Here is a 19,488-nt window from a genome sequence, read left to right as displayed (position 1 = left end):
ACAACGCTCCGGCGACCGAAGCTGCCAACGCCGCCGCGGCGCATGCCCGTGCCCCCGCGCGCATTCGTGGTGCTGAGCGCACGCGAGCAGGCCATCCGCACCACGCTCACGATCGTTGCCGTGCTCATCTTCGGCTTTCTCGCCAACCTCACGATTTTCGGCCAAGTGCAGCACTTCGTCTCGCAGCAGCAGCTGACGAACTCGCTGCGAGCAGAGCTCGCTCAGGGCACGGCCCCGGTCAGCGAGGGCACCGTGGACCAGGTTCTGCTCGAGGCCGGAGCCCCAGTGGCGCTGATCGACATTCCCTCGATCGGGGTGCACGAGGTGGTCGTCGAAGGAACCGACTCCGGTACCCTGCGTGCCGGACCGGGCCACCGCCGCGATACCGTGTTGCCGGGCCAGGCCGGCTACAGCGTCATCATGGGCCGCGCCGCTGCCTACGGCGGCCCTTTCGCCCGACTGCAGGAGTTACGACCGGGGCAGCAGTTCACCGTCATCACCGGGCAGGGCCGTCAGGAATTCTCCGTTCTCGGCGTTCGGTACGCGGGTGACCCCATGCCGGCTCCCCTCGGCGCGGGGAAGAGCCGCCTGATCCTCGTGACGGCTCGCGGCCCCGCGTTTGTGCCGAGCGGGATCGCCCGGGTGGATGCTGAGCTCGTTTCGGAAACGAAACCGGCGGGCGTCCGAGCGACCACATTCGTGACCCTGCCTGCCGTCGACCGGGAGCTCGCCACTGACACCAGAACGGTGTGGGCGCTTGTGTTCGCCTTGCAGTTCCTGCTGCTGGTCGAGCTTGCCGCCGTGTGGGCCTATCGACGCGTCGGCCTCCGCAAAACCTGGACGGTTTTCCTCCCCGTCGTCACCGTGGGCGGCCTGTTCGTGGCCGACCAGGTGGTGCGCCTGCTTCCGAACCTGCTGTAGAAACGATGGAGTCCATGAACGACGAAATGATCAACGCTGACGCGACGCAGGTGCTGCCGCTACAGAAGGCGCCACGGCAGCGAGAGAGCAGGCTGCGCCCGCCGGCTCGATCCGCCGTGCCGACCCTGACGAGTCGCCTGTCCGTGCCGTGGCGCAAACGCCCGGCCGGCCAGGACCTGTCCCCGGAAGCCCCGGGCCACGCGGCTGTGGGGGACCTCGCCCCACTGGCCACCCTCGAAGGCCGCAACGTTTCCGCCTGGTTCGGCGAGCGTCAGGTTCTCGACCGGGTCAACCTCGTGATGCCCGCGGGTTTCATCACCTCGCTGATCGGGCCGTCGGGCTGCGGCAAGTCGACGTTCCTGCGCATCCTGAACCGGATGCATGAGCTCGTTCCCTCCGCAAGCCTGGCCGGAGAGGTGCTCCTCGACGGCGTAGACATCTATGACCCGGAACGCAAGCTCGTCGACGCCCGCAAACACATCGGGATGGTCTTCCAGAAGCCCAACCCCTTCCCGGCGATGTCGATCTACGACAACGTCATCGCAGGCCTCACCCTCACCGGCCAGCGTGCCTCGAACGACGAGAAGGACTACCTCGTGGAGAGCTGCCTGACCAAGGCCGGCCTGTGGAAGGAAGTGCGGGACCGTCTTCGGGAGCCGGGCGGCGGGCTGTCCGGCGGCCAGCAGCAACGCCTGTGCATCGCCCGATCCCTGGCGGTGACTCCGCGCATCCTGCTCATGGACGAACCGTGCTCGGCCCTCGACCCCACGTCGACGCGGGTGATCGAGGAGACCATGCTCGAACTCGCCCGGGAGGTGACCATCGTGATCGTGACCCACAACATGCAGCAGGCGCAGCGCGTCTCGCAGAACTGCGCCTTCTTCCTCGCCGCTCAGGGCACGCCCGGCGGGATCGTGGAACACGGACCCACCGACGCCATGTTCGGCAACCCGATCGACCCGCGCACCGCGGACTACGTCAACGGCCGGTTCGGGTAACGATCGGCGGCCTGGGATCTGAGAACCGGCCGGAAACTGGGGGTCAGCTTTTCCCCTCCGGGTCGCCTGGCCGAATTACACTGAAGCATGACTTCCGCTGGCTATGCCGAGATCGAACGCACTTTCGACGTCAACCCGGCGACGACGCTGCCGCCCCTGCACGACCTGCCGGGCGTCACCCACGTGGAGCCGCCCGTCGAGCACCACCTCGATGCCCTCTACTACGACAGCATCGACTTGGTCCTCGCCAGCCGGCGGCTGACCCTGCGCCGCCGCACCGGGGGAGTCGACGCCGGCTGGCACCTCAAGCTCCCGGTCGCCGTTGACGAGCGTCGCGAGATTCGGGAGCCGCTGGGCGAGCACCCGGAGCACATCCCGGAGGCCATCCTCAACCTCGTGCGCGCGGTGCTCCGCGGCCGCACACTGGTGCCCGTGGTGCGGCTGCGCACCCGACGCACGGTGCACGAACTCGTCGGCGAGGACGACCAGGTGCTCGCCGAGGTGTGCGACGACGAGGTGCAGGCCGACCGGCTCGCGCCGGAGCCGCTCAGCCAGACCTGGCGGGAATGGGAGGTCGAGCTCGTGCACGGCTCCCGCGACCTGCTCGACGCCGCCCAGGTGCGGCTCGCGTCGGTCGGCGTGGAGCCATCCGGAACCCCGTCCAAACTTGCCCGCGCCCTCGGCGACGCTCTGCCGCCCTTCGTCACGGTCCCAGTACCTCGGCCGACCCGCAAGAGCTCCGCCGGTGCCGTGCTGCTGAAGTACGTGCACGAACAGGTGCGGGCGATCGGCACTCAGGATGCCCGGGTCCGAGAGAACGACGTGGACGGCGTGCACCGGATGCGCGTGGCCACCCGCCGCCTGCGCTCGGTCCTGTCCACTTACCGGGACTGTCTGGACACCGCGGTCACCGGGCCTCTCCGCAACGAGCTGCGCTGGCTGGCCGGCTCGCTCGGCGCCGCCCGGGACGCGGAGGTGATCCGGCAGCGCCTCGCCCACCGGCTCGGGCAGGAACCGGCCGAACTCGTCGTGGGTCCGCTGACGGAGCGCATCGACGAACATTTCGCGGCGGTCATCCGGGGTGCCTGCAGCCAGACCCTCGCCGCCCTCGACTCCGAGCGGTACTTCCGGCTGCTCGACACACTCGACGCCGTGCTGGCCGCCCCGCCGCTGCTCCCTCCGGCGGACAAGCCCGCGAGCATCGTCATCCCCGAACTGATCCGCGCGGACTGGAAGCGGCTGCGCGCATCCGTTTTCCTGGCGCAAGGCACCCCGTCGGGCGCTGTGCGCGACGAGGCGCTGCACGAGGCGCGCAAACGGGCCAAGCAGCTGCGCTATGCGGCCGAGACGGCCACGCCGCTGCGGCGCAGCCGAGCGGTGCGGCTCGTAGCCGCGGCCCGGCAGGTGCAGGACACCCTCGGCGACCATCAGGACAGCGTCGTCGCCCGGGAGAAGCTGCTCCGGCTCGGCATGGCCGCGTACCTGCAGGGTGAGAACGCCTTCAGCTACGGTCGGCTGCACGCAGTGGAACAGAACGGGGCCGCCGCCGTGGAGGCGCGTTTCTTCCGCACCTGGCGGGACTTTCCCAAGGCCTCGATCGCGAAATAACTTAGTCGAAGCCGAGGCTGAGCTTGCGCAGCAGGGTCGCGAGACCGGCCTGCTCGCTCGGCGACAGCATGGCGAGCAATTCGGCCTCGGCGTCGACCAGCCGGGTGATGGCGGCATCCACCCGGGTGAGCCCGGCCGGGTTCATCCCCACGAAAATGCCGCGTCCGTCATTGGGGTCCGTGCGCCGGGTGACCAGCCCGCGCTCGACGAGCCGGTCGATCCGGTTGGTCATCGTGCCGCTGGAGACCAGCGTCTGCTGCAGCAGGGCCTTCGGGCTCAGCTCGTAGGGTGCCCCCGCGCGGCGCAGCGCCGAGAGCACGTCGAACTCCCAGGAGTCCAACTCTGAGCGGGAGAACGCGGTGCGGCGGGCGCGGTCCAGGTGCTTGGACAGACGGGCCACGCGCGACAGCACCTGAAGCGGTGCGAAGTCAAGGTCGGGCCGTTCGCGCAGCCAGGCGTCAACGATCCGGTCGACTTCGTCATGTGCGGGCATCCGTCTATTATCCCGCTCGGGCACGCCAACCGGCGCAGGAGCGCGTCCCAGGAGCGCCGGGGCGCGCTATCGGCGCGATATCTGGCAGACTTGTCACCGTTGGTCGGCCCGCGGTCGACGAATTCCGCCGTGGTGTAATGGCAGCACGACAGCCTTTGGAGCTGTTAGGTCTAGGTTCGAGTCCTGGCGGCGGAGCACTGCATGGCGTCACCATCCGGTCTTCCCCGGGCGGCTCCACCGAAGCTAGAGGAAACCCCGTGACTGATTCCCGACTCGCAATCGTCGTGCTGGCCGCCGGCCAGGGCACCCGCATGAAATCAAGCACTCCGAAACTGCTGCACGAGTTGGCCGGTCTGCCCATTCTCAGCCATGTGCTGGCGACCTCCCGCGCCCTCGAAGCGGCACATGTCGTCACCGTGGTGCGCCACGAGCGCGACCAGCTGGCCGCCCTCGTCGGCAAGGACCTGCCCGAGAGCCTGATCGTCGACCAGGACGAGCTGCCCGGCACCGGACGGGCCGTGGAGCAGGCCATCACCGCTCTCCCCGATGACTTCGAGGGCGACGTGCTCGTGGTCAGCGGCGACGTGCCGCTGCTCAACGCGGCCACGCTGGCCAGTTTCGTCGCCGCGCACCGCGACCGGGACGTCTCGGCCACCGTGCTCTCTTCCTTTCCGGAAGATGCCACCGGCTATGGCCGCATCGTGCGCTCCGAAGAGGGCGCCTTCGACCGCATTGTCGAGCAGAAGGATGCGACGGCCGAGGAACGTGCCATCTCCGAGACGAACGCCGGGGTCTACGTCTTCCGCGTAGCCGAGTTGCGCGAGCAGCTGGCCAACGTCACCACCGAGAACGCGCAGGGAGAGAAGTACCTCACCGACGTGGTCGGGCTGCTGCGCCAGGCCGGGGCCGAAGTGCGGGCCGTGCCGGTCGCCGACGCCTGGCTGGTGGCCGGCATCAACGACCGGTCCCAGCTCAGCGAGACCGCGCGCCAGCTGAACGGCCTCATCGTCTACGGCTGGCAGCTGGCCGGCGTGACCGTGCAGGATCCTGCCACCACCTGGATCGACCTCAAGGCGAAGCTGGCTCCGGATGTCATCATCCGGCCGGGCACGCAGATCCTCGGTTCGACCGTGATCGAGACCGGTGCCGTGATCGGCCCGGACACCACCCTCCTCGATTGTGAAATCGGCGAGAACGCGGTGGTGAAGCGCACGGATGCGACGCTCGCGGTCATCGGCGCCGGCGCATCCGTCGGTCCGTTCGCCTATCTGCGCCCGGGCACGAATCTGGGCGCTGACGGCAAGATCGGTACCTTTGTCGAGACCAAGAACGCGACCATCGGCGTGGGTAGCAAAGTGCCGCACCTCAGCTACGTCGGCGACGCGACCGTGGGAGTGGGATCGAACATCGGGGCCGGCACGATCTTCGCTAACTACGACGGTGTGACCAAGAACCACAGTGAGATCGGGTCCCACGTGCGCACCGGGTCGCACAACGTGTTCGTCGCGCCGATTAGGATTGGGGACGGGGCGTACACGGGTGCCGGAACAATCGTCCGTAAGGACGTGCCGGCCGGGGCCTTGGGCCTCACCGTGGCCCCACAACGCAATATGGACGGCTGGGTACAGACCAACCGCCCAGGAACCGATGCGGCGGCGGCTGCGGCAAAGAGTGGAGACTAGGTGTCTGGAATCAAGACCAGCGGCGAAAAGCGACTTGTATTGGTTTCGGGGCGAGCACACCCGCAACTGGCACTGGACATCGCCACGGAACTTGGTACCGAACTCGTTCACACCGACGCACGCACCTTCGCGAACGGCGAGATCTACGCGCGATTCGATGAGAGCGTGCGCGGCTCGGACACCTTCGTGATCCAGTCGCACACCGACCCGATCAACGAGTGGCTGATGGAACAGCTGATCATGGTCGACGCGCTCAAGCGGGCCTCCGCCAAGCGCATCACGGTCGTGGCGCCGTTCTACCCTTACGCCCGCCAGGACAAGAAGGGCCGCGGCCGCGAGCCGATCTCGGCCCGGCTGATCGCCGACCTGTTCAAGGTCGCCGGAGCCGACCGGATCATGGCCGTCGACCTGCACGCCGCCCAGATACAGGGCTTCTTCGACGGCCCCGTCGACCACCTCTTCGCCATGCCCGTGCTGCTCGAGCACTTCAAGGAGAAGCTCGACCCGGCCACCCTGACTGTCGTCTCGCCCGACATGGGCCGCGTGCGCGTCGCCGACATCTGGAGCGACAAGCTCGGCGCCCCGCTGGCCATCATCCATAAGCGTCGCGACCCGAAGGTCGCCAACCGGGTCTCCGTGCACGAGATCGTCGGCCAGGTCGAGGGTCGCGTCTGCCTGATCGTCGACGACATGATCGACACCGGCCGCACAATCGTTCTCGCCGCCGAGGCCCTGCGCGCCGCCGGCGCGATCGGCGTCGTCGTCGCCGCCACCCACGCCGTGTTCAGCCACCCGGCGCTGGAGCTGCTGCAGAATCCCGCGATCTCCGAGGTCGTCGTCACCGACACCCTGCCGATCCCCGAGGAGAAGCGCTTCCCCACGCTCACCGTACTGCCGATCGCGCCGCTTCTGGCACGGGCCATCCACGAGGTCTTCGACGAGGGTTCCGTCACCTCGATGTTCGAGGGCGCCGCATAGCCGCGGGCCCTTCGCACAGCGAACCCCGGCCGGTCGTCGACGGATGTCGGTGACCGGCCATCAGTCTGTCGGGGCTCAGTCCTGATCGGGACCGGGTCTACACCGGCATCTCGGTGCTGGGCGCCCGGGGCGCCGAGGGAATGATGCCGAGCGGCACGACATACGTCTCGCGCTCGTTCAGATCGATCGCGTAGCACTGCCAGCCGAAGCCGCCCGGACCGTTCAGCTCGAAGCGGGCGTCGAAGTCGACGGCGCCCGGATAGTACCGAGCCGTGGCCACGCTGCACGCATTGGCGGCCGTGGTCGTTGCCACCTGCACGCTCGTCAGGATGCCGGGCACGATCAGCGCCACGAGCCCGAGCACGACGACGATGCGCATGATCAGGAGGGTGCGCGGACTGCGCAGGGGCCGGCCGGCATCCAGCGGCTCGTAACCGGAGAGTTCGGGGTGGTCGTCGCTCGTCATCAGGCTCCCAGTATCGCAAACAAGGCTGCTTCGTGCTGAACCTCCCCAACAGTTGCCCCAGCGGACGACTGTTGCCGGTGTGCGGGCAACAGTCGTCCGCTGCGGCAACGTTTGTTCCGCCGGGAGCGACGCGGCCACCCCTCCCCAGGCTCCCCGGGCCGCGCGGGCCCCACGGAACACGGGGGAGCGGCACCGTACCCGCTTCACACCGCGAACCTCGGCAGATGGCTGACGCGCGAATCGACGAGCACACCGGACTGTACCTCTCGGGCGGGGCCGCCGCCACAGAGTCAGACGACCGGCACTTTCGGCGCGAGGCGCAGTTCGGGAGGAGTGCACTACGGCTACGCCGCGGTGTCTTCACCACGACGGAACACTGGGGGCCGCTCCCACCGCGACAGAGGCACCTCGCCGAGATCCGCGCGGTCGTCGCCACGCGAATGCGCGACCCTCTGATCAGCCATCAATCGGCGGCGGCCGTGTGGGGGATTCCCCTGGCCGAGGCCTGGCCGAGCACGGTGCACGTGCTCGCACCACCGCAGTCCCGGGCGCGGAGCAAGAATGGCGTGACGGTCCACCGCATCGACGTTCCCGACGGTGACATCGTCGACATCGACGGGATGCTCGTGACCAGTCCCGCGCGCACCCTGCTCGACCTGGCGCGCACCAGGAGTTTCGCCACAGCCGTCGTCGCGATCGATCATGCCCTCAATCCGCGAAGTGCATCCCCGGAGGTCTTCCTGACGGACGAGGTGCTGCGCGAGAAACTCCAGGAGTCGGTGTCGCCCCGGGGGTGGGTGAAGGCGGAACGGGCCATCCGCTTCGGACGGCCCAATGCGGACAACCCGGGTGAATCGCTCAGTCGTGTGGCGATCTTCGAGCTGGGCTTCCCCGATCCCCTGCTGCAGACGTGCCATCGCAACCCTCGCGGCGGCTTCTATTTCACCGACTTCGAGTGGCCGGCCTATCGTCTGATCGGGGAGTTCGACGGGCAGGGCAAATACCTGAAGGCGGAGTATCTCCGGGGACTCACGCCCGGGGAGGCGGTCACCCGGGAGAAGGTGCGCGAGGATGACCTCCGCTCGGAAGGCAATCGCATGGCCCGCTGGGGTCCCTCCGATGTGCGCCAGCGCGGGTCGCTCTTGCGCATCCTCACAACCGCAGGCCTCCCGGTCCTCCGATAATCTGCCGGCTGACACACAGGTGTTGCCAGCGCATAAAACTGTTGCCGGAGCGGACAACTGTTGCCGGTGTGCGGGCAACACTCGTCCGATCCGGCAACAGTTGCGCCACCGGAGGAGCGGCTCTAGTGCGAGGAGCCCTCGGTCTTGATCTCGCTGCGGTCCCCCGACCACAGGGTATGGAAGGTTCCGGGCATGTCGACGCGCTTATAGGTGTGCGCGCCGAAGAAGTCGCGCTGGCCCTGCACGAGTGCGGCGGGGAGCCGTTCACTCGCGAGCGAGTCGAAGTAGCTGAGCGCCGACGCGAAGCCGGGAACCGGGATGCCCGACAGTGCCGCCGTCGAGACCACGCGGCGCCACGCCGACTCGCCGTCGGCGACGGCCTGGGCGAAGTACGGGTCGGCGAGCAGGGAGGCGATCGACGGGTCGTTGGCGTAGGCGTCGACGATGCGGTTCAGGAACTGGGCCCGGATGATGCAGCCGCCGCGCCAGATCGTGGCGATGGCGCCCTTGTCCACGGTCCAGCCGTACTTCTTCGCACCGGCGATGATCGCGTCAAAGCCCTGGGCATAGGCAACGACTTTCGACGCGTAGAGCGCCTGGCGCACGTCGTCTTGGAAGGTGTGGCCGACGACGGCGATTTCCGGGCGCGCGGTGATGGCGGCGCGCACGGGGACGCGCTGCTCCGGATGGCTGGACACGGCGCGGGCGAAGACGGCCTCGGCGATGCCGCCGACGGGCACGCCCAGGTCGAGCGCGTTCTGCACGGTCCACACGCCGGTGCCCTTCGAGCCGGCCTCGTCGAGCACGACATCGATGAATGGCAGGCCGGTCTTGGCGTCGACCTGGCGCAGCACCTCGGCGGTGATCTCGATCAGGTAGCTCTCGAGGTCACCCTCGTTCCACTCGGTGAACACATCGGCGATGGCGGCGGGGGAGTGCCCGGTCACCTTGCGGAGCAGGTCGTAGGCCTCCGCGATGAGCTGCATGTCGGCGTATTCGATGCCGTTGTGGATCATCTTGACGAAGTGACCGGCGCCATCCGTGCCGATGTGAGTGACGCAGGGGACGCCGTCGACGACGGCTGCGATCGATTCGAGGATCGGGCCGAGGGTCTTGTAGGCCTCCACCGAGCCGCCGGGCATAATGCTGGGGCCCTTGAGGGCACCCTCTTCGCCGCCGGAGATGCCGGCCCCGACGAAGTTCACGCCCGTGGCGCGCACCTCTTTCTCGCGGCGGATGGTGTCCTGGAAGTCGGCGTTGCCACCGTCCACGATGATGTCGCCGGGCTCGAACAGGGTGGTCAGTCGGCTGATCACGGCATCCGTGCCCGCACCGGCCTGCACCATGATGATCGCGGTACGCGGCTTCTGCAGCGACGCCACGAACTCCTCGATGGTCTCTGAGGCGACGAAGCCGGCCTCGGGGTGCTCGGTCGTGAGCAGGCGGGTGCGCTCGGGGGAGCGGTTGAACACCGCCACGGTGTTGCCCGCACGGCTGGCCAGGTTGCGGGCGAGGTTCGAGCCCATCACCGCCAGTCCCACTACGCCAATGTTTGCCTGTGCTGCGCCGGTTTCGGCCACGTTTGCTCCTTCAGCTATCTGTTCTCAGAACTCCTTCAAGGCTAGTCGCTCGGCCCATGGCCGTGACGTGGAGTGACGCGGGCGGCGCCGGTGACGGATGCCGCTGCGCGCGTTCGCCGCGCGCCGTCGCCTCCGCTAGACTTACGAGTTGAACTTCGGCGAGGGCTGCCGCCCGCCGGGAAACCGAGGGTGCGGCATCCGTTATCGACGCGGCGGAATGCTTCACGGCCTTTCCTCACGCTGACACGCGTTCGAGTTGAAAAATGAACCAGTACCCACCTTTGCGGGCATCGTCCGCAAACCAGATCTGGGCCGTAGCGGTCCGCAAGGAGAAACACCATGGCTGACGCCACCAACAAGATTGTCGCCGACCTGCGCGTGAAGTTCGGCAAGGGTGCTGCCCGCAAGCTGCGCGTGCTGGGCAAGATCCCCGCCGTCATGTACGGCCACGGCACCACCCCGGTTCACGTCGCGCTCCCCGCGCACCAGATCGGCCTGCTGCTGCGCCGCGCGAACGCAGTCCTCGAGCTGGACATCGACGGCAAGAGCCACCTGACCCTGGTCAAGGACGTCCAGAAGGACCCGTTCCTCCAGATCATCGAGCACCTCGACCTGATCGTCATCCGAAAGGGTGAGAAGGTTCAGGTCGAGGTTTCCGTGCACCTGAACGGCGAGTCGGCCCCCGGCACCATCGCCGACCTGGACACCAAGACCCTCCTGCTCGAGGTCGAGGCCACCAGCATCCCGCAGAACCTTCCGGTCTCCATCGAGGGCCTCGAAGACGGCGACCAGATCCGCGCGAAGGACGTCGTGCTCCCCACGGGCGCCACGCTCATCTCCGACGAAGACGCCGTCGTCGCGTTCGTGCACCTGCCGGCCGAGGAAGAAGAGGAAGAGGAAGAAGAGGCCGAGGCCGCCGAGGGCGACGCCGAGGCCGCTCCCGCCGAGTAGTCATCCCCTTCTGGTTTCGTCGTAAGCGGAGGATTCCCCTGGACGACAATCTTTGGCTCGTAGTCGGGCTCGGCAACCCCGGGCCCGACTACGCCGGTCACCGACACAATGTCGGCCACATGGTGGCTGCCGTGCTCGCCGACCGCCTGTCGGCGGCTTTCAGGAACCACAAAACGAATTCGTCGGTCGCCGAGGGGCGCAGTTTCCCCGGGGGGCCGAAACTGGTGCTGGCCAAGCCGAACACGTTCATGAACGTGTCCGGCGGGCCGGTGGCCGCGCTGCTTCGCTTCTACTCGCTGGAGCCCGCGCACCTGATCGTCATCCACGACGACCTTGACCTCCCGTTCGACACGATGAAAATCAAGGTCGGCGGCGGCCACGGCGGCCACAACGGCCTGCGCGACATCATCGCCGCAGCGGGTACGAACGAGTTCATCCGCATCCGCGTCGGCATCGGGCGCCCGCCTGGCCGGCAGCCGGCCGCGGACTTCGTGCTGCACGACTTCACGTCCCCGGAACGTTCGGCTTTGCCCAACCTGTTGACGGATGCCGCCGACGCGATCGAACTCATCGCAGCCGAGGGCGTCACTGCCGCGCAGCAGCAGTTCCACGCCCCCTGATTCCCCTTGATCGCCCGGGTTGGCTGTCAGCTGGGTTGCGTAGAATGCTCCGGTGACTCTCCAGGGCTTAATTGCCACACTTTCGCGCGCCTCCACATTCGACAATGCCCTCGCCTTCGCGAACCGGAACGTCGATTTCTCTCTCACCGAGGGGCTTCGCGCCCCGCTGCTCGCCGCCCTGCTCGAGCAGCGCACCCGGCTGGGCAAGGCCCCGGCCCTGCTGCTGATCACCGCCACCGGGCGGGAGTCGGAATCGCTGCACGAGAACCTTGCTTGCTTCGCCGCCGACGCCGAGATCATCGACTTCCCGGCCTGGGAGACGCTGCCGCATGAGCGGCTCAGCCCCAGCGCCGAAATCGTCGGCAAGCGCCTCTTCGCCCTGCGACGGATGCGCGAGTGGGAGGAGAGCGCCCCGGCCGCCCGACGCCCCCTGATCGTCATCGCCTCCGTGCGCGCCGCGCTGCAGCCTGTGGCCGACAACCTCACCGACTACGAGCCGATCGACCTGGTCGCCGGCCAACGTGGTCACGACCTCTCCGCCATCGCACGTGAGCTCGTCAACGTTGCCTATGCCCGGGTGGACATGGTCACGCGGCGCGGTGAGTTCGCGGTGCGCGGCGGCATCCTCGACGTCTTCCCGTCGATCGCCCCGCACCCTTTCCGGGTGGAGTTCTTCGGGGACGAGGTCGAGCAGATCCGCGCGTTCTCGGTCGCGGACCAGCGCTCCTTTCCTGCCCCGGTCGACTCGGTGAGCCTGCCGCCGAGCCGCGAGCTGCTGCTCAGTCCCGCCGTTCGGCAGCGGGCCCGTGAGATGCAGCACGAGTTCCCGAGCCTGTCCGGCCTGCTCGCGAAGATCGCCGAGGGCATCCCGGTCGAGGGCATGGAGAGCCTCGCACCTGCTCTCGTCGACCGGCTCGTGCCGATCACCCACTATCTGCCCGCGGAGGCGGCCGTCGCCGTCATCTCGCCCGAGCGCGTCGCATCCCGGGCGATCAGCCTGGCCGAGACCAACCGGGAGTTCCTGGGCGCGGCGTGGAGCGCCGCGACCGCGGGCGCCGAGGCGCCGATCGACCTGGAGTCGGGCGACTTCCTCACCCTCGGGCGGCTGCGGGAGGCCGTGCAGTTCAGTGCACCCGGCGCCCCGGCGTCCGCGCACGTGTGGTGGACCCTGAGCTCCTTCCAGGCGGCGCCGACGGATGCCCCGGTGCTGCCCGAGCACCGGGAACTCGACGACCTGCTCACGGTGCGGGTCGAGGGCGACGCCGTGCCGAGCTTCCAGGGCAGCGTCGAGGGCGCCGTCGGTCACCTGGCCGAGCGGCTGAAGGCCGGCTGGACCGTCGGCATCGTCGCCCAGGGTGCCGGGCTGGTCGAACGCGCCGCCGACGTTCTGGCCGAGCGGGAGCTGCCCGCCCGGATCGTCACGGAATGGCCGAGCCGACCCGAGGCCGGTATCGCCTACCTGCTGAAAGCATCCGTCGACCACGGTTTCGAACTGCCGGAGACGAAATTCTCCCTGGTCAGCGAGTCCGAATTCTACGGCCGCACCGTGGGCTACGACGCGCGCCAGGTGAAGAAGCTGGCCAGCCGGCGCAAGAACGTCGTCGACCCGCTGCAGCTGAAGGCCGGCGACCACGTCGTGCACCAGACCCACGGCATCGGCCGGTTCATCGAGCTCACCCAGCGTGAGGTCTCCAGTGGCGGGCGCAACCCGGTCAAGACCAAGCGTGAATACCTCGTGCTCGAATACGCGCCGTCGAAGCGCGGGCACCCGGGTGACAAGCTCTACGTGCCCACCGACCAGCTCGACCTGGTCAGCCGCTACGTCGGCGGGGAGGCGCCGACGCTCAGCAAAATGGGCGGCAGCGACTGGTCGGCCGCGAAGACCAAGGCGCGTCGTGCCGTGCGGGACATCGCCGTCGAACTCGTCAAGCTCTACTCCGCACGGATGGCCAGCAAGGGCCACGCGTTCGGGCCGGACACCCCCTGGCAGCGCGAGTTGGAGGAGGCGTTCCCGTTCGCCGAGACGCCCGACCAGCTCACCACCATCGACGAGGTCAAGGCCGACATGGAACGGCCCATCCCGATGGACCGGCTGCTCTCCGGCGACGTCGGGTTCGGCAAGACCGAGGTGGCCGTGCGCGCCGCCTTCAAGGCGATCCAGGACGGCAAGCAGGTCGTCATGCTGGTGCCGACGACCCTGCTCGTGCGCCAGCACATGGAGACGTTCCAGGAGCGCTTCGCCGGATTCCCGGTGCACCTGCGCGCGCTCAGTCGATTCCAGACCGAGAAGGAATCCCGCGAAACCATGGCGGGCATGCTCGACGGCACCGTCGACCTCGTGATCGGCACCCACCGGCTGCTGTCGGACTCCATCGTGTTCAAGGACCTGGGCCTCGTGATCATCGACGAAGAGCAGCGCTTCGGCGTGGAGCACAAGGATGCGCTGAAGAAGCTCAAGACCAACGTGGATATCCTCGCGATGAGCGCCACGCCCATCCCGCGCACGCTGGAGATGGCGGTCACCGGCATCCGGGAGATGTCCACCCTGGCCACCCCGCCGGAGGACCGGCACCCGATCCTCACCTTCGTCGGACCGTACTCCGACCGTCAGGTGGCCGCGGCCATCCGGCGGGAGCTGCTGCGGGAGGGCCAGATCTTCGTCGTGCACAACCGGGTGTCCAGCATCAACCGGGTGGCCGCGAAGCTGGCCGAGCTCGTGCCGGAGGCACGGATCGCCGTGGCGCACGGCCAGTTGCCGGAGGCACAGCTGGAACAGGTCGTCGTGGACTTCTGGGAGCGCAAATTCGATGTGCTGGTCTCGACGACGATCATCGAAACCGGCCTGGACATCGCCAACGCGAACACGATCATTATCGACCGCGCCGACAAGTTCGGGCTCAGCCAGTTGCATCAGCTGCGGGGGAGGGTCGGCCGCGGCCGGGAGCGCGCCTACGCCTATTTCCTCTACGACGAGAACAAACCGTTGACTGAGATCGCCCACGACCGGCTGTCGACCATCGCCGCGAACAACGAACTGGGCGCCGGCATGCAGGTGGCGTTGAAGGACCTCGAAATCCGCGGCGCGGGCAACCTGCTCGGCGGCGAGCAGGCCGGGCACATCGCCGGGGTCGGCTTCGACCTTTACCTGCGCATGATCGGCGAGGCCGTGAGCGCCTTCCGCGGCGACGTCGCGGAGGGCCAGACGGAGCTGCGGCTCGAACTGCCCGTCGACGCCCACATCCCCGAAGACTACGTCGACAGCGAGCGGTTGCGCCTCGAGGCCTACCAGAAGCTGTCCGCCGCAAGCTCGCCGACGGCCGCGAAGGACCAGATCGACCTGGTCCTCGACGAACTCACCGATCGCTACGGCGAGCCGCCCCAGCCGGTGCAGAACCTCATCCTGGTCTCCCGGCTGCGGTGGCTGGCCCAGCAGGCCAGTCTCGGCGAGGTCGTCGCGATGGGTTCGAACCTGCGCGTGTCGCCGGCGAACCTCGCCGACTCGATGCAGGTGCGCCTGCAGCGCATGTACCCCGGGTCGCGCTACTTCACCCAGAACGGTGCGCTGACCGTGCCCATGCCGCGCATCAACGGGGAACCGCTTGGGGATGCGGCGCTGATCGCCTGGGCCGGCAACCTACTCGACGCTCTCTTCCCGCGTCCCGTCGTCGCGGTCGCGTAGCCCGCCGCGGCCGGGTGGCCCGTCGCGATCGCTTGACGAGTGGCCGTGGGTCCGACCCGTCTTTCAGCGGTTCCGTCCCGAACGAATTCGACGGAGATTCTGTCCAAATCGGACGTAAACACACCTAGAGTGCGCTCTTTCGAGAAAATCTCCGTCGAATTGGTACGACGCCGGATACTCCACTCAGGTCTCCGGTGCGCCGCTGCCAGGCATCGGGCGCAGGATCGCGGCGGCGGCCCGCAAACGGCTCCGGGTACCCACGATGAACACTGGGTCGCCTACCCGGCGCTCGCCGGCCACCGTGAGCTCCCGCCGCATCCCGATGCCTGGCAGCGGCACCTCCGTGAAAATCATGGCGCCGGCATAGACCGGGACTGGGGCTCCTCACGGGACGGATCAGGCCCCGCAGACTCCGTCAATTCCGGGCGATTAGTGTTGTCACGTGTCCCCTACAGAGAATCCCACCGCCCCGGCATCCGCCCCGGCATCCGCCTCGGCATCCGCCTCCAATCTCGACGAACTCGTGCGCGTGGTGGCTCTCCTGCGTGCACCGGGCGGATGCCCGTGGGACGCAGAACAGACCCACGAGTCTCTGGTGCAGTACCTGACCGAAGAGACGCACGAGCTGATCGAGGCGATCGAGTCGGGCAGCCGCGACGAGATGCTCGAGGAGCTCGGCGACGTGCTCTACCAGGTGGTCTTCCACGCCGACCTCGCGGCGCACACCGCGGGCGAAGACTTCGACATCCACGATGTCGCCGCGCATATGACCGCGAAAATGGTGGGGCGGCATCCGCATGTCTTTGGCGACCTGAACCTGGAAACGGCCGACGACGTGGCCCTCGCTTGGGACGACTTCAAGGCTGCGGAGAAGCCCTCCCGCACGAGCGTGCTCGACGGGATCCCGCAGGGCATGCCGGCCCTCGCGCTCGCCGACAAGGTGCTCGGCCGAGCCCAGAAGATCGGGCTGCTCGGCACCGAGGCCGCGTTCCCGCTTCCGATCGAGACCGAGGGCCAGCTCGGCCCGCTGCTGCTGGCCATCGTGTCTGCGGCCAAGAGTCAGGGGCTCGACTCCGAACGTGCCCTGCGCACGGCCCTCCGCGGTCTGCAGGAAGAGATCCGCGAGGCCGAGACGACGGATGCCGGCGACGTTTCCGACGCCGGCATCATCGGCCTGCCCGGCTGAGGCCTGCCCGGCTGAGGCCTGCCCGGCTGAGGCTTGCGCGAAGGCCTGCGCTGAGGCCACGCGGCGGTGCCGACAGGGCGGTGGCGGAACAGTCCAACCATGAGCCAGACATCCGTCAATGGTCTTCTGTCCGCTCAGATCGGTGACGAATTCGATGCCTCGCAGCAGTTCAGCGCCATCGCCGTCTGCTTCGCATCGCCCTGGCGCTGGCCCAGGAGAAGCAGGTCACAGCGCAGGCCGAGGAAGTGGCCTGGATGTCCACCCTCCTGACCATCGCCAGGGCGCCGGTGACAACCACTTCGACATCTTGCACTACATCGCATGAGAGACCGTGTCGGGCGTCCCGGCGGAAATCGACGGGCCGACCCGAACTGACACAATTGGGGCTATGGCAACACCAGTGACCCCTCCCCGCGGCATGCGCGACTTCCTCCCCGCCGACAAGGCGTCCCGGGAACACGCACTGGCCGTGATCCGGCGAAGCTTCGCGGCGCACGGCTTCGACGAGATCGAGACCCCGGTGATGGAAGACGCGGCCCGGCTGCACTCCGGGCTCGGCGGCGACAACGAGAAACTCGCCTTCGCCGTGCTGAAGCGTGGGTTGAAGCCGACGGATGCCGCGGCCGCCGCCGCATCCGGCGACTTGCTCGGGCTGGCCGACCTGGGCCTGCGGTTCGACCTCACCGTTCCGCTCGCCCGGTTCTACGCGACTCACCGGGCGGAACTTCCGACGGTGTTCCGGTCCATCCAGATCGCGCCGGTCTGGCGGGCGGAGCGTCCGCAGAAGGGCCGCTACCGGCAGTTCGTGCAGTGCGACATCGACATCATCGGCGAGTCCGGCCTGCTTGCCGAGATTGAGCTGATCACCGCGACCGCCGCCGCGCTCGACGCCCTCGGCCTGACCGGGTGCTCTATCCGCGTCAACGACCGCCGCATCCTGACCGCCCTGCTCGCCCATTGGAGCGTGGCTCCCGAGCTGAACGAACGCGCGCTGATCGTGATCGACAAACTCGACAAGATCGGCGTCGACGGGGTTGTCACGGAGCTCGCCGGCCTGGGCATCGCCACCGACGGCGTGGCCGATACCCTGACCCAGATCGCCGATGCCGGCTGGACGGCCGCCGAGCCGACGCCGCCGGCCTGGCTCAACACGGACGCCTTCGCCGACCTGCTCGCGCTGCGCGCCGCGATGCCCGAGGTTCGGCTCGTGTTCGACCCGACCCTCGTGCGCGGGATGGGCTACTACACCGGCACCATCTTCGAGATCTCACACCCCGATCTCGGCTACTCCCTCGGCGGCGGCGGCCGGTACGACGGCATGATCGGCCGCTTCCTCGGCACCGAGGTGCCGGCCTGCGGGTTCTCGATCGGGTTCGAGCGCATCGTCGACCTGTTGGGCGTGGATGCGGCATCCGCTGAGAACGCCGTTGTACTGGTGTACGACAAGGGAACAGACCCGGCCCGGCTCGTGGCGCTCAAGCGAACACTGGTCGAACAGGGCCTCCGGGTGCGGCTCGAACAGCGCACCAAGAACGTCAAGGCGCTGCTTGAACGCGCGGCCGGAGCCGGTTACGGGCGCTACGCGTTCGTCGGGGCGGATGCCTCCGGCGCGGGCGAACTCGATTTCCGTCCCCTCGGCGGCTGAGGCCAGTCGCTAGACTGTTATGGGATTGGAACACGGCGCTGTCTTCCTCGATTCCTTCAGACCAACACCCCAACAATTAAAAAAATATAGGAAACAGGAGATAGCTGTGGCTCTCATTGAGGCAGTAGTAGCGCGCGAGATTCTTGACTCCAGAGGCAACCCGACCGTTGAGGTCGAGGTATTGCTTGATGACGGTTCGGTCAGCCGTGCCGCCGTTCCGTCCGGCGCATCCACCGGTGCGTTCGAGGCTTACGAGCTGCACGACGGCGACAAGTCACGTTATCTGGGCAAGGGCGTCCGCAAGGCCGTTGACGCTGTCATCGACGAGCTCGGCCCGGCAGTCGAGGACCTCGACGCCGCTGACCAGCGCATCATCGACGCCGTCCTGAACGAGACCGACGGAACCGACAACAAGCACCGCGTCGGCGCCAACGCTATCCTCGGCGTCAGCCTGGCCGTCGCCAAGGCCGCCGCGACCTCGGCCGGCCTGCCGCTGTTCCGCTACCTCGGTGGCCCGAACGCACACACCCTTCCGGTCCCGATGATGAACATCATCAACGGAGGCTCCCACGCCGACAACGACGTGGACATTCAGGAATTCATGGTCGTCCCACTCGGAGCCGAGTCCTTCGCCGAGGGCCTCCGCTGGGGCACCGAGACCTACCACGCCCTCAAGGCGCTGCTCAAGTCCAAGGGCCTCTCTACCGGCCTCGGCGACGAGGGTGGCTTCGCCCCCAACCTGCCGAGCAACCGTGCCGCTCTCGACCTCATCGTCGAAGCCATCCAGAACGCCGGCTACACGCCCGGCAAGGACATCGGTCTGGCGCTCGACTGCGCCGCCTCCGAGTTCTACAAGGACGGCGTCTACCACTTCGAGGGCAAGGAACTCACCGCCCTGGAGCTGTCCGCGTACTACGTCGAGCTCGTTGCGGCCTACCCGCTCGTCTCGATCGAAGACCCGCTCGAGGAAGACGACTGGGACGGCTACGTTCACCTCACCGCCGAGCTCGGAGACAAGGTCCAGATCGTCGGCGACGACCTCTTCGTGACCAACCCGGTGCGCCTTGCCAAGGGCCTGGCCCTCGGCACCGCGAACTCCATCCTGGTCAAGGTCAACCAGATCGGCACCCTGACCGAGACGCTTGACGCGGTGTCCCTCGCGCAGCGCGCCGGTTACACCGCCGTCATCTCGCACCGCTCCGGTGAGACCGAGGACACCTTCATCGCCGACCTCGCGGTTGCGACGGATGCCGGCCAGATCAAGACCGGAGCACCCGCCCGCAGCGAGCGCGTCGCGAAGTACAACCAGCTGCTCCGCATCGAGGAAGAGCTGGGCGAGGCCGCCGTGTACGCGGGCCGCTCTGCCTTCCCGCGCTTCAAGGCGTAGTTCGACTGGAGCTCTCGGAGCGCGGGTTCACCCAGCGGCTTCGGGAGCTCCATTTTTTTGTCTGATTGCGGTTAGGGTTCCAGTGCGGGACAACCGCGACCAGCGATTCA

The 19,488-nt window shown here is 67.9% G+C and carries 16 protein-coding genes and 1 tRNA gene; 13 read left to right on the top strand and 4 right to left on the bottom strand.

All coding sequences use genetic code 11. The features are described from left to right. Positions 1 to 48 precede the first annotated feature (48 nt). The 3 genes from E3N86_RS03730 to E3N86_RS03720 all read left to right on the top strand — a co-directional run bounded on the left by E3N86_RS03730 (position 49) and on the right by E3N86_RS03720 (position 3,527). The gene (locus E3N86_RS03730; RefSeq protein ID WP_241973039.1) at positions 49 to 921 is read left to right on the top strand and encodes a sortase; all 873 of its coding nucleotides are present in this window, start codon (positions 49 to 51) and stop codon (positions 919 to 921) included. A gap of 224 nt (positions 922 to 1,145) precedes the next feature. Continuing rightward, positions 1,146 to 1,919, top strand: a complete 774-nt coding sequence (locus E3N86_RS03725; RefSeq protein ID WP_198412870.1) for a phosphate ABC transporter ATP-binding protein — start codon at positions 1,146 to 1,148, stop codon at positions 1,917 to 1,919. 87 nt (positions 1,920 to 2,006) lie between these two features. Next, positions 2,007 to 3,527, top strand: a complete 1,521-nt coding sequence (locus E3N86_RS03720; RefSeq protein ID WP_134343490.1) for a CYTH and CHAD domain-containing protein — start codon at positions 2,007 to 2,009, stop codon at positions 3,525 to 3,527. Between the two features lies 1 nt (position 3,528). Here E3N86_RS03720 and E3N86_RS03715 read toward each other — a convergent pair whose 3' ends face one another. Next, positions 3,529 to 4,020, bottom strand: a complete 492-nt coding sequence (locus E3N86_RS03715) for a MarR family winged helix-turn-helix transcriptional regulator (protein WP_104100822.1) — start codon at positions 4,018 to 4,020, stop codon at positions 3,529 to 3,531. A 123-nt stretch (positions 4,021 to 4,143) separates the two neighbouring features. Between E3N86_RS03715 and E3N86_RS03710 the strand changes: the two genes are divergently transcribed. The 3 genes from E3N86_RS03710 (at position 4,144) to E3N86_RS03700 (ending at position 6,680) form a co-directional block, all read left to right on the top strand. After that, positions 4,144 to 4,215: transfer RNA gene (locus tag E3N86_RS03710), tRNA-Gln, on the top strand. A gap of 62 nt (positions 4,216 to 4,277) precedes the next feature. Continuing rightward, positions 4,278 to 5,702, top strand: a complete 1,425-nt coding sequence (glmU, locus tag E3N86_RS03705) for a bifunctional UDP-N-acetylglucosamine diphosphorylase/glucosamine-1-phosphate N-acetyltransferase GlmU (protein ID WP_104100823.1) — start codon at positions 4,278 to 4,280, stop codon at positions 5,700 to 5,702. Then, positions 5,703 to 6,680: a ribose-phosphate diphosphokinase gene (locus tag E3N86_RS03700; protein ID WP_104100824.1), complete on the top strand. Its 978-nt coding sequence runs from the start codon at positions 5,703 to 5,705 to the stop codon at positions 6,678 to 6,680. Positions 6,681 to 6,777: 97 nt separating this feature from the next. Here the strand turns inward: E3N86_RS03700 and E3N86_RS03695 are convergent, their stop codons facing one another. Continuing rightward, entirely contained in the window at positions 6,778 to 7,146 is a 369-nt protein-coding gene (locus tag E3N86_RS03695) for a hypothetical protein (protein WP_104195394.1), read from the bottom strand. Between the two features lie 224 nt (positions 7,147 to 7,370). Between E3N86_RS03695 and E3N86_RS03690 the strand changes: the two genes are divergently transcribed. Continuing rightward, the gene (locus E3N86_RS03690) at positions 7,371 to 8,330 is read left to right on the top strand and encodes a hypothetical protein (RefSeq protein WP_134343489.1); all 960 of its coding nucleotides are present in this window, start codon (positions 7,371 to 7,373) and stop codon (positions 8,328 to 8,330) included. A gap of 122 nt (positions 8,331 to 8,452) precedes the next feature. Here E3N86_RS03690 and gndA read toward each other — a convergent pair whose 3' ends face one another. After that, complete coding sequence (gene gndA / locus E3N86_RS03685) at positions 8,453 to 9,856, bottom strand: NADP-dependent phosphogluconate dehydrogenase (RefSeq protein ID WP_241977432.1); 1,404 nt, start codon at positions 9,854 to 9,856, stop codon at positions 8,453 to 8,455. A gap of 393 nt (positions 9,857 to 10,249) precedes the next feature. On the opposite strand from gndA, the gene E3N86_RS03680 reads away from it, so the two are divergent. From E3N86_RS03680 to mfd, 3 genes are read left to right on the top strand one after another with little or no spacing between them, the layout of a single operon-like run. Further along, a complete protein-coding gene (locus tag E3N86_RS03680) occupies positions 10,250 to 10,861 on the top strand; it encodes a 50S ribosomal protein L25/general stress protein Ctc (protein ID WP_134343487.1) in 612 nt (203 codons plus the stop codon). 38 nt (positions 10,862 to 10,899) lie between these two features. Continuing rightward, positions 10,900 to 11,481, top strand: coding sequence for an aminoacyl-tRNA hydrolase (gene pth / locus E3N86_RS03675; protein WP_134511346.1), 582 nt, complete (start codon positions 10,900 to 10,902; stop codon positions 11,479 to 11,481). Positions 11,482 to 11,533: 52 nt separating this feature from the next. After that, positions 11,534 to 15,160, top strand: coding sequence for a transcription-repair coupling factor (mfd, locus tag E3N86_RS03670; protein ID WP_134343485.1), 3,627 nt, complete (start codon positions 11,534 to 11,536; stop codon positions 15,158 to 15,160). Positions 15,161 to 15,343: 183 nt separating this feature from the next. On the opposite strand, the gene E3N86_RS16710 is transcribed toward mfd, so the two are convergent. Then, positions 15,344 to 15,514 (bottom strand): hypothetical protein, encoded by a 171-nt coding sequence (locus E3N86_RS16710; protein ID WP_158250261.1) that lies wholly within the window; start codon positions 15,512 to 15,514, stop codon positions 15,344 to 15,346. Between the two features lie 88 nt (positions 15,515 to 15,602). Here E3N86_RS16710 and E3N86_RS03665 point away from each other — a divergent pair, with 88 nt between their 5' ends. From E3N86_RS03665 to eno, 3 genes are all read left to right on the top strand, one after another. Beyond that, a complete protein-coding gene (locus E3N86_RS03665) occupies positions 15,603 to 16,346 on the top strand; it encodes a MazG family protein (RefSeq protein ID WP_134511345.1) in 744 nt (247 codons plus the stop codon). 388 nt (positions 16,347 to 16,734) lie between these two features. Next, positions 16,735 to 17,991 (top strand): histidine--tRNA ligase, encoded by a 1,257-nt coding sequence (gene hisS / locus E3N86_RS03660; protein ID WP_134374530.1) that lies wholly within the window; start codon positions 16,735 to 16,737, stop codon positions 17,989 to 17,991. Positions 17,992 to 18,097: 106 nt separating this feature from the next. After that, the gene (eno, locus tag E3N86_RS03655; RefSeq protein ID WP_104170826.1) at positions 18,098 to 19,378 is read left to right on the top strand and encodes a phosphopyruvate hydratase; all 1,281 of its coding nucleotides are present in this window, start codon (positions 18,098 to 18,100) and stop codon (positions 19,376 to 19,378) included. Positions 19,379 to 19,488 lie beyond the last annotated feature (110 nt).

This window comes from Cryobacterium sp. Hz7, assembly GCF_004402815.1.
Lineage (GTDB): Bacteria > Actinomycetota > Actinomycetes > Actinomycetales > Microbacteriaceae > Cryobacterium > Cryobacterium sandaracinum.
Note: the sequence above shows the minus strand (reverse complement) of the source record. Positions and strands in the feature narration are given on the sequence as shown.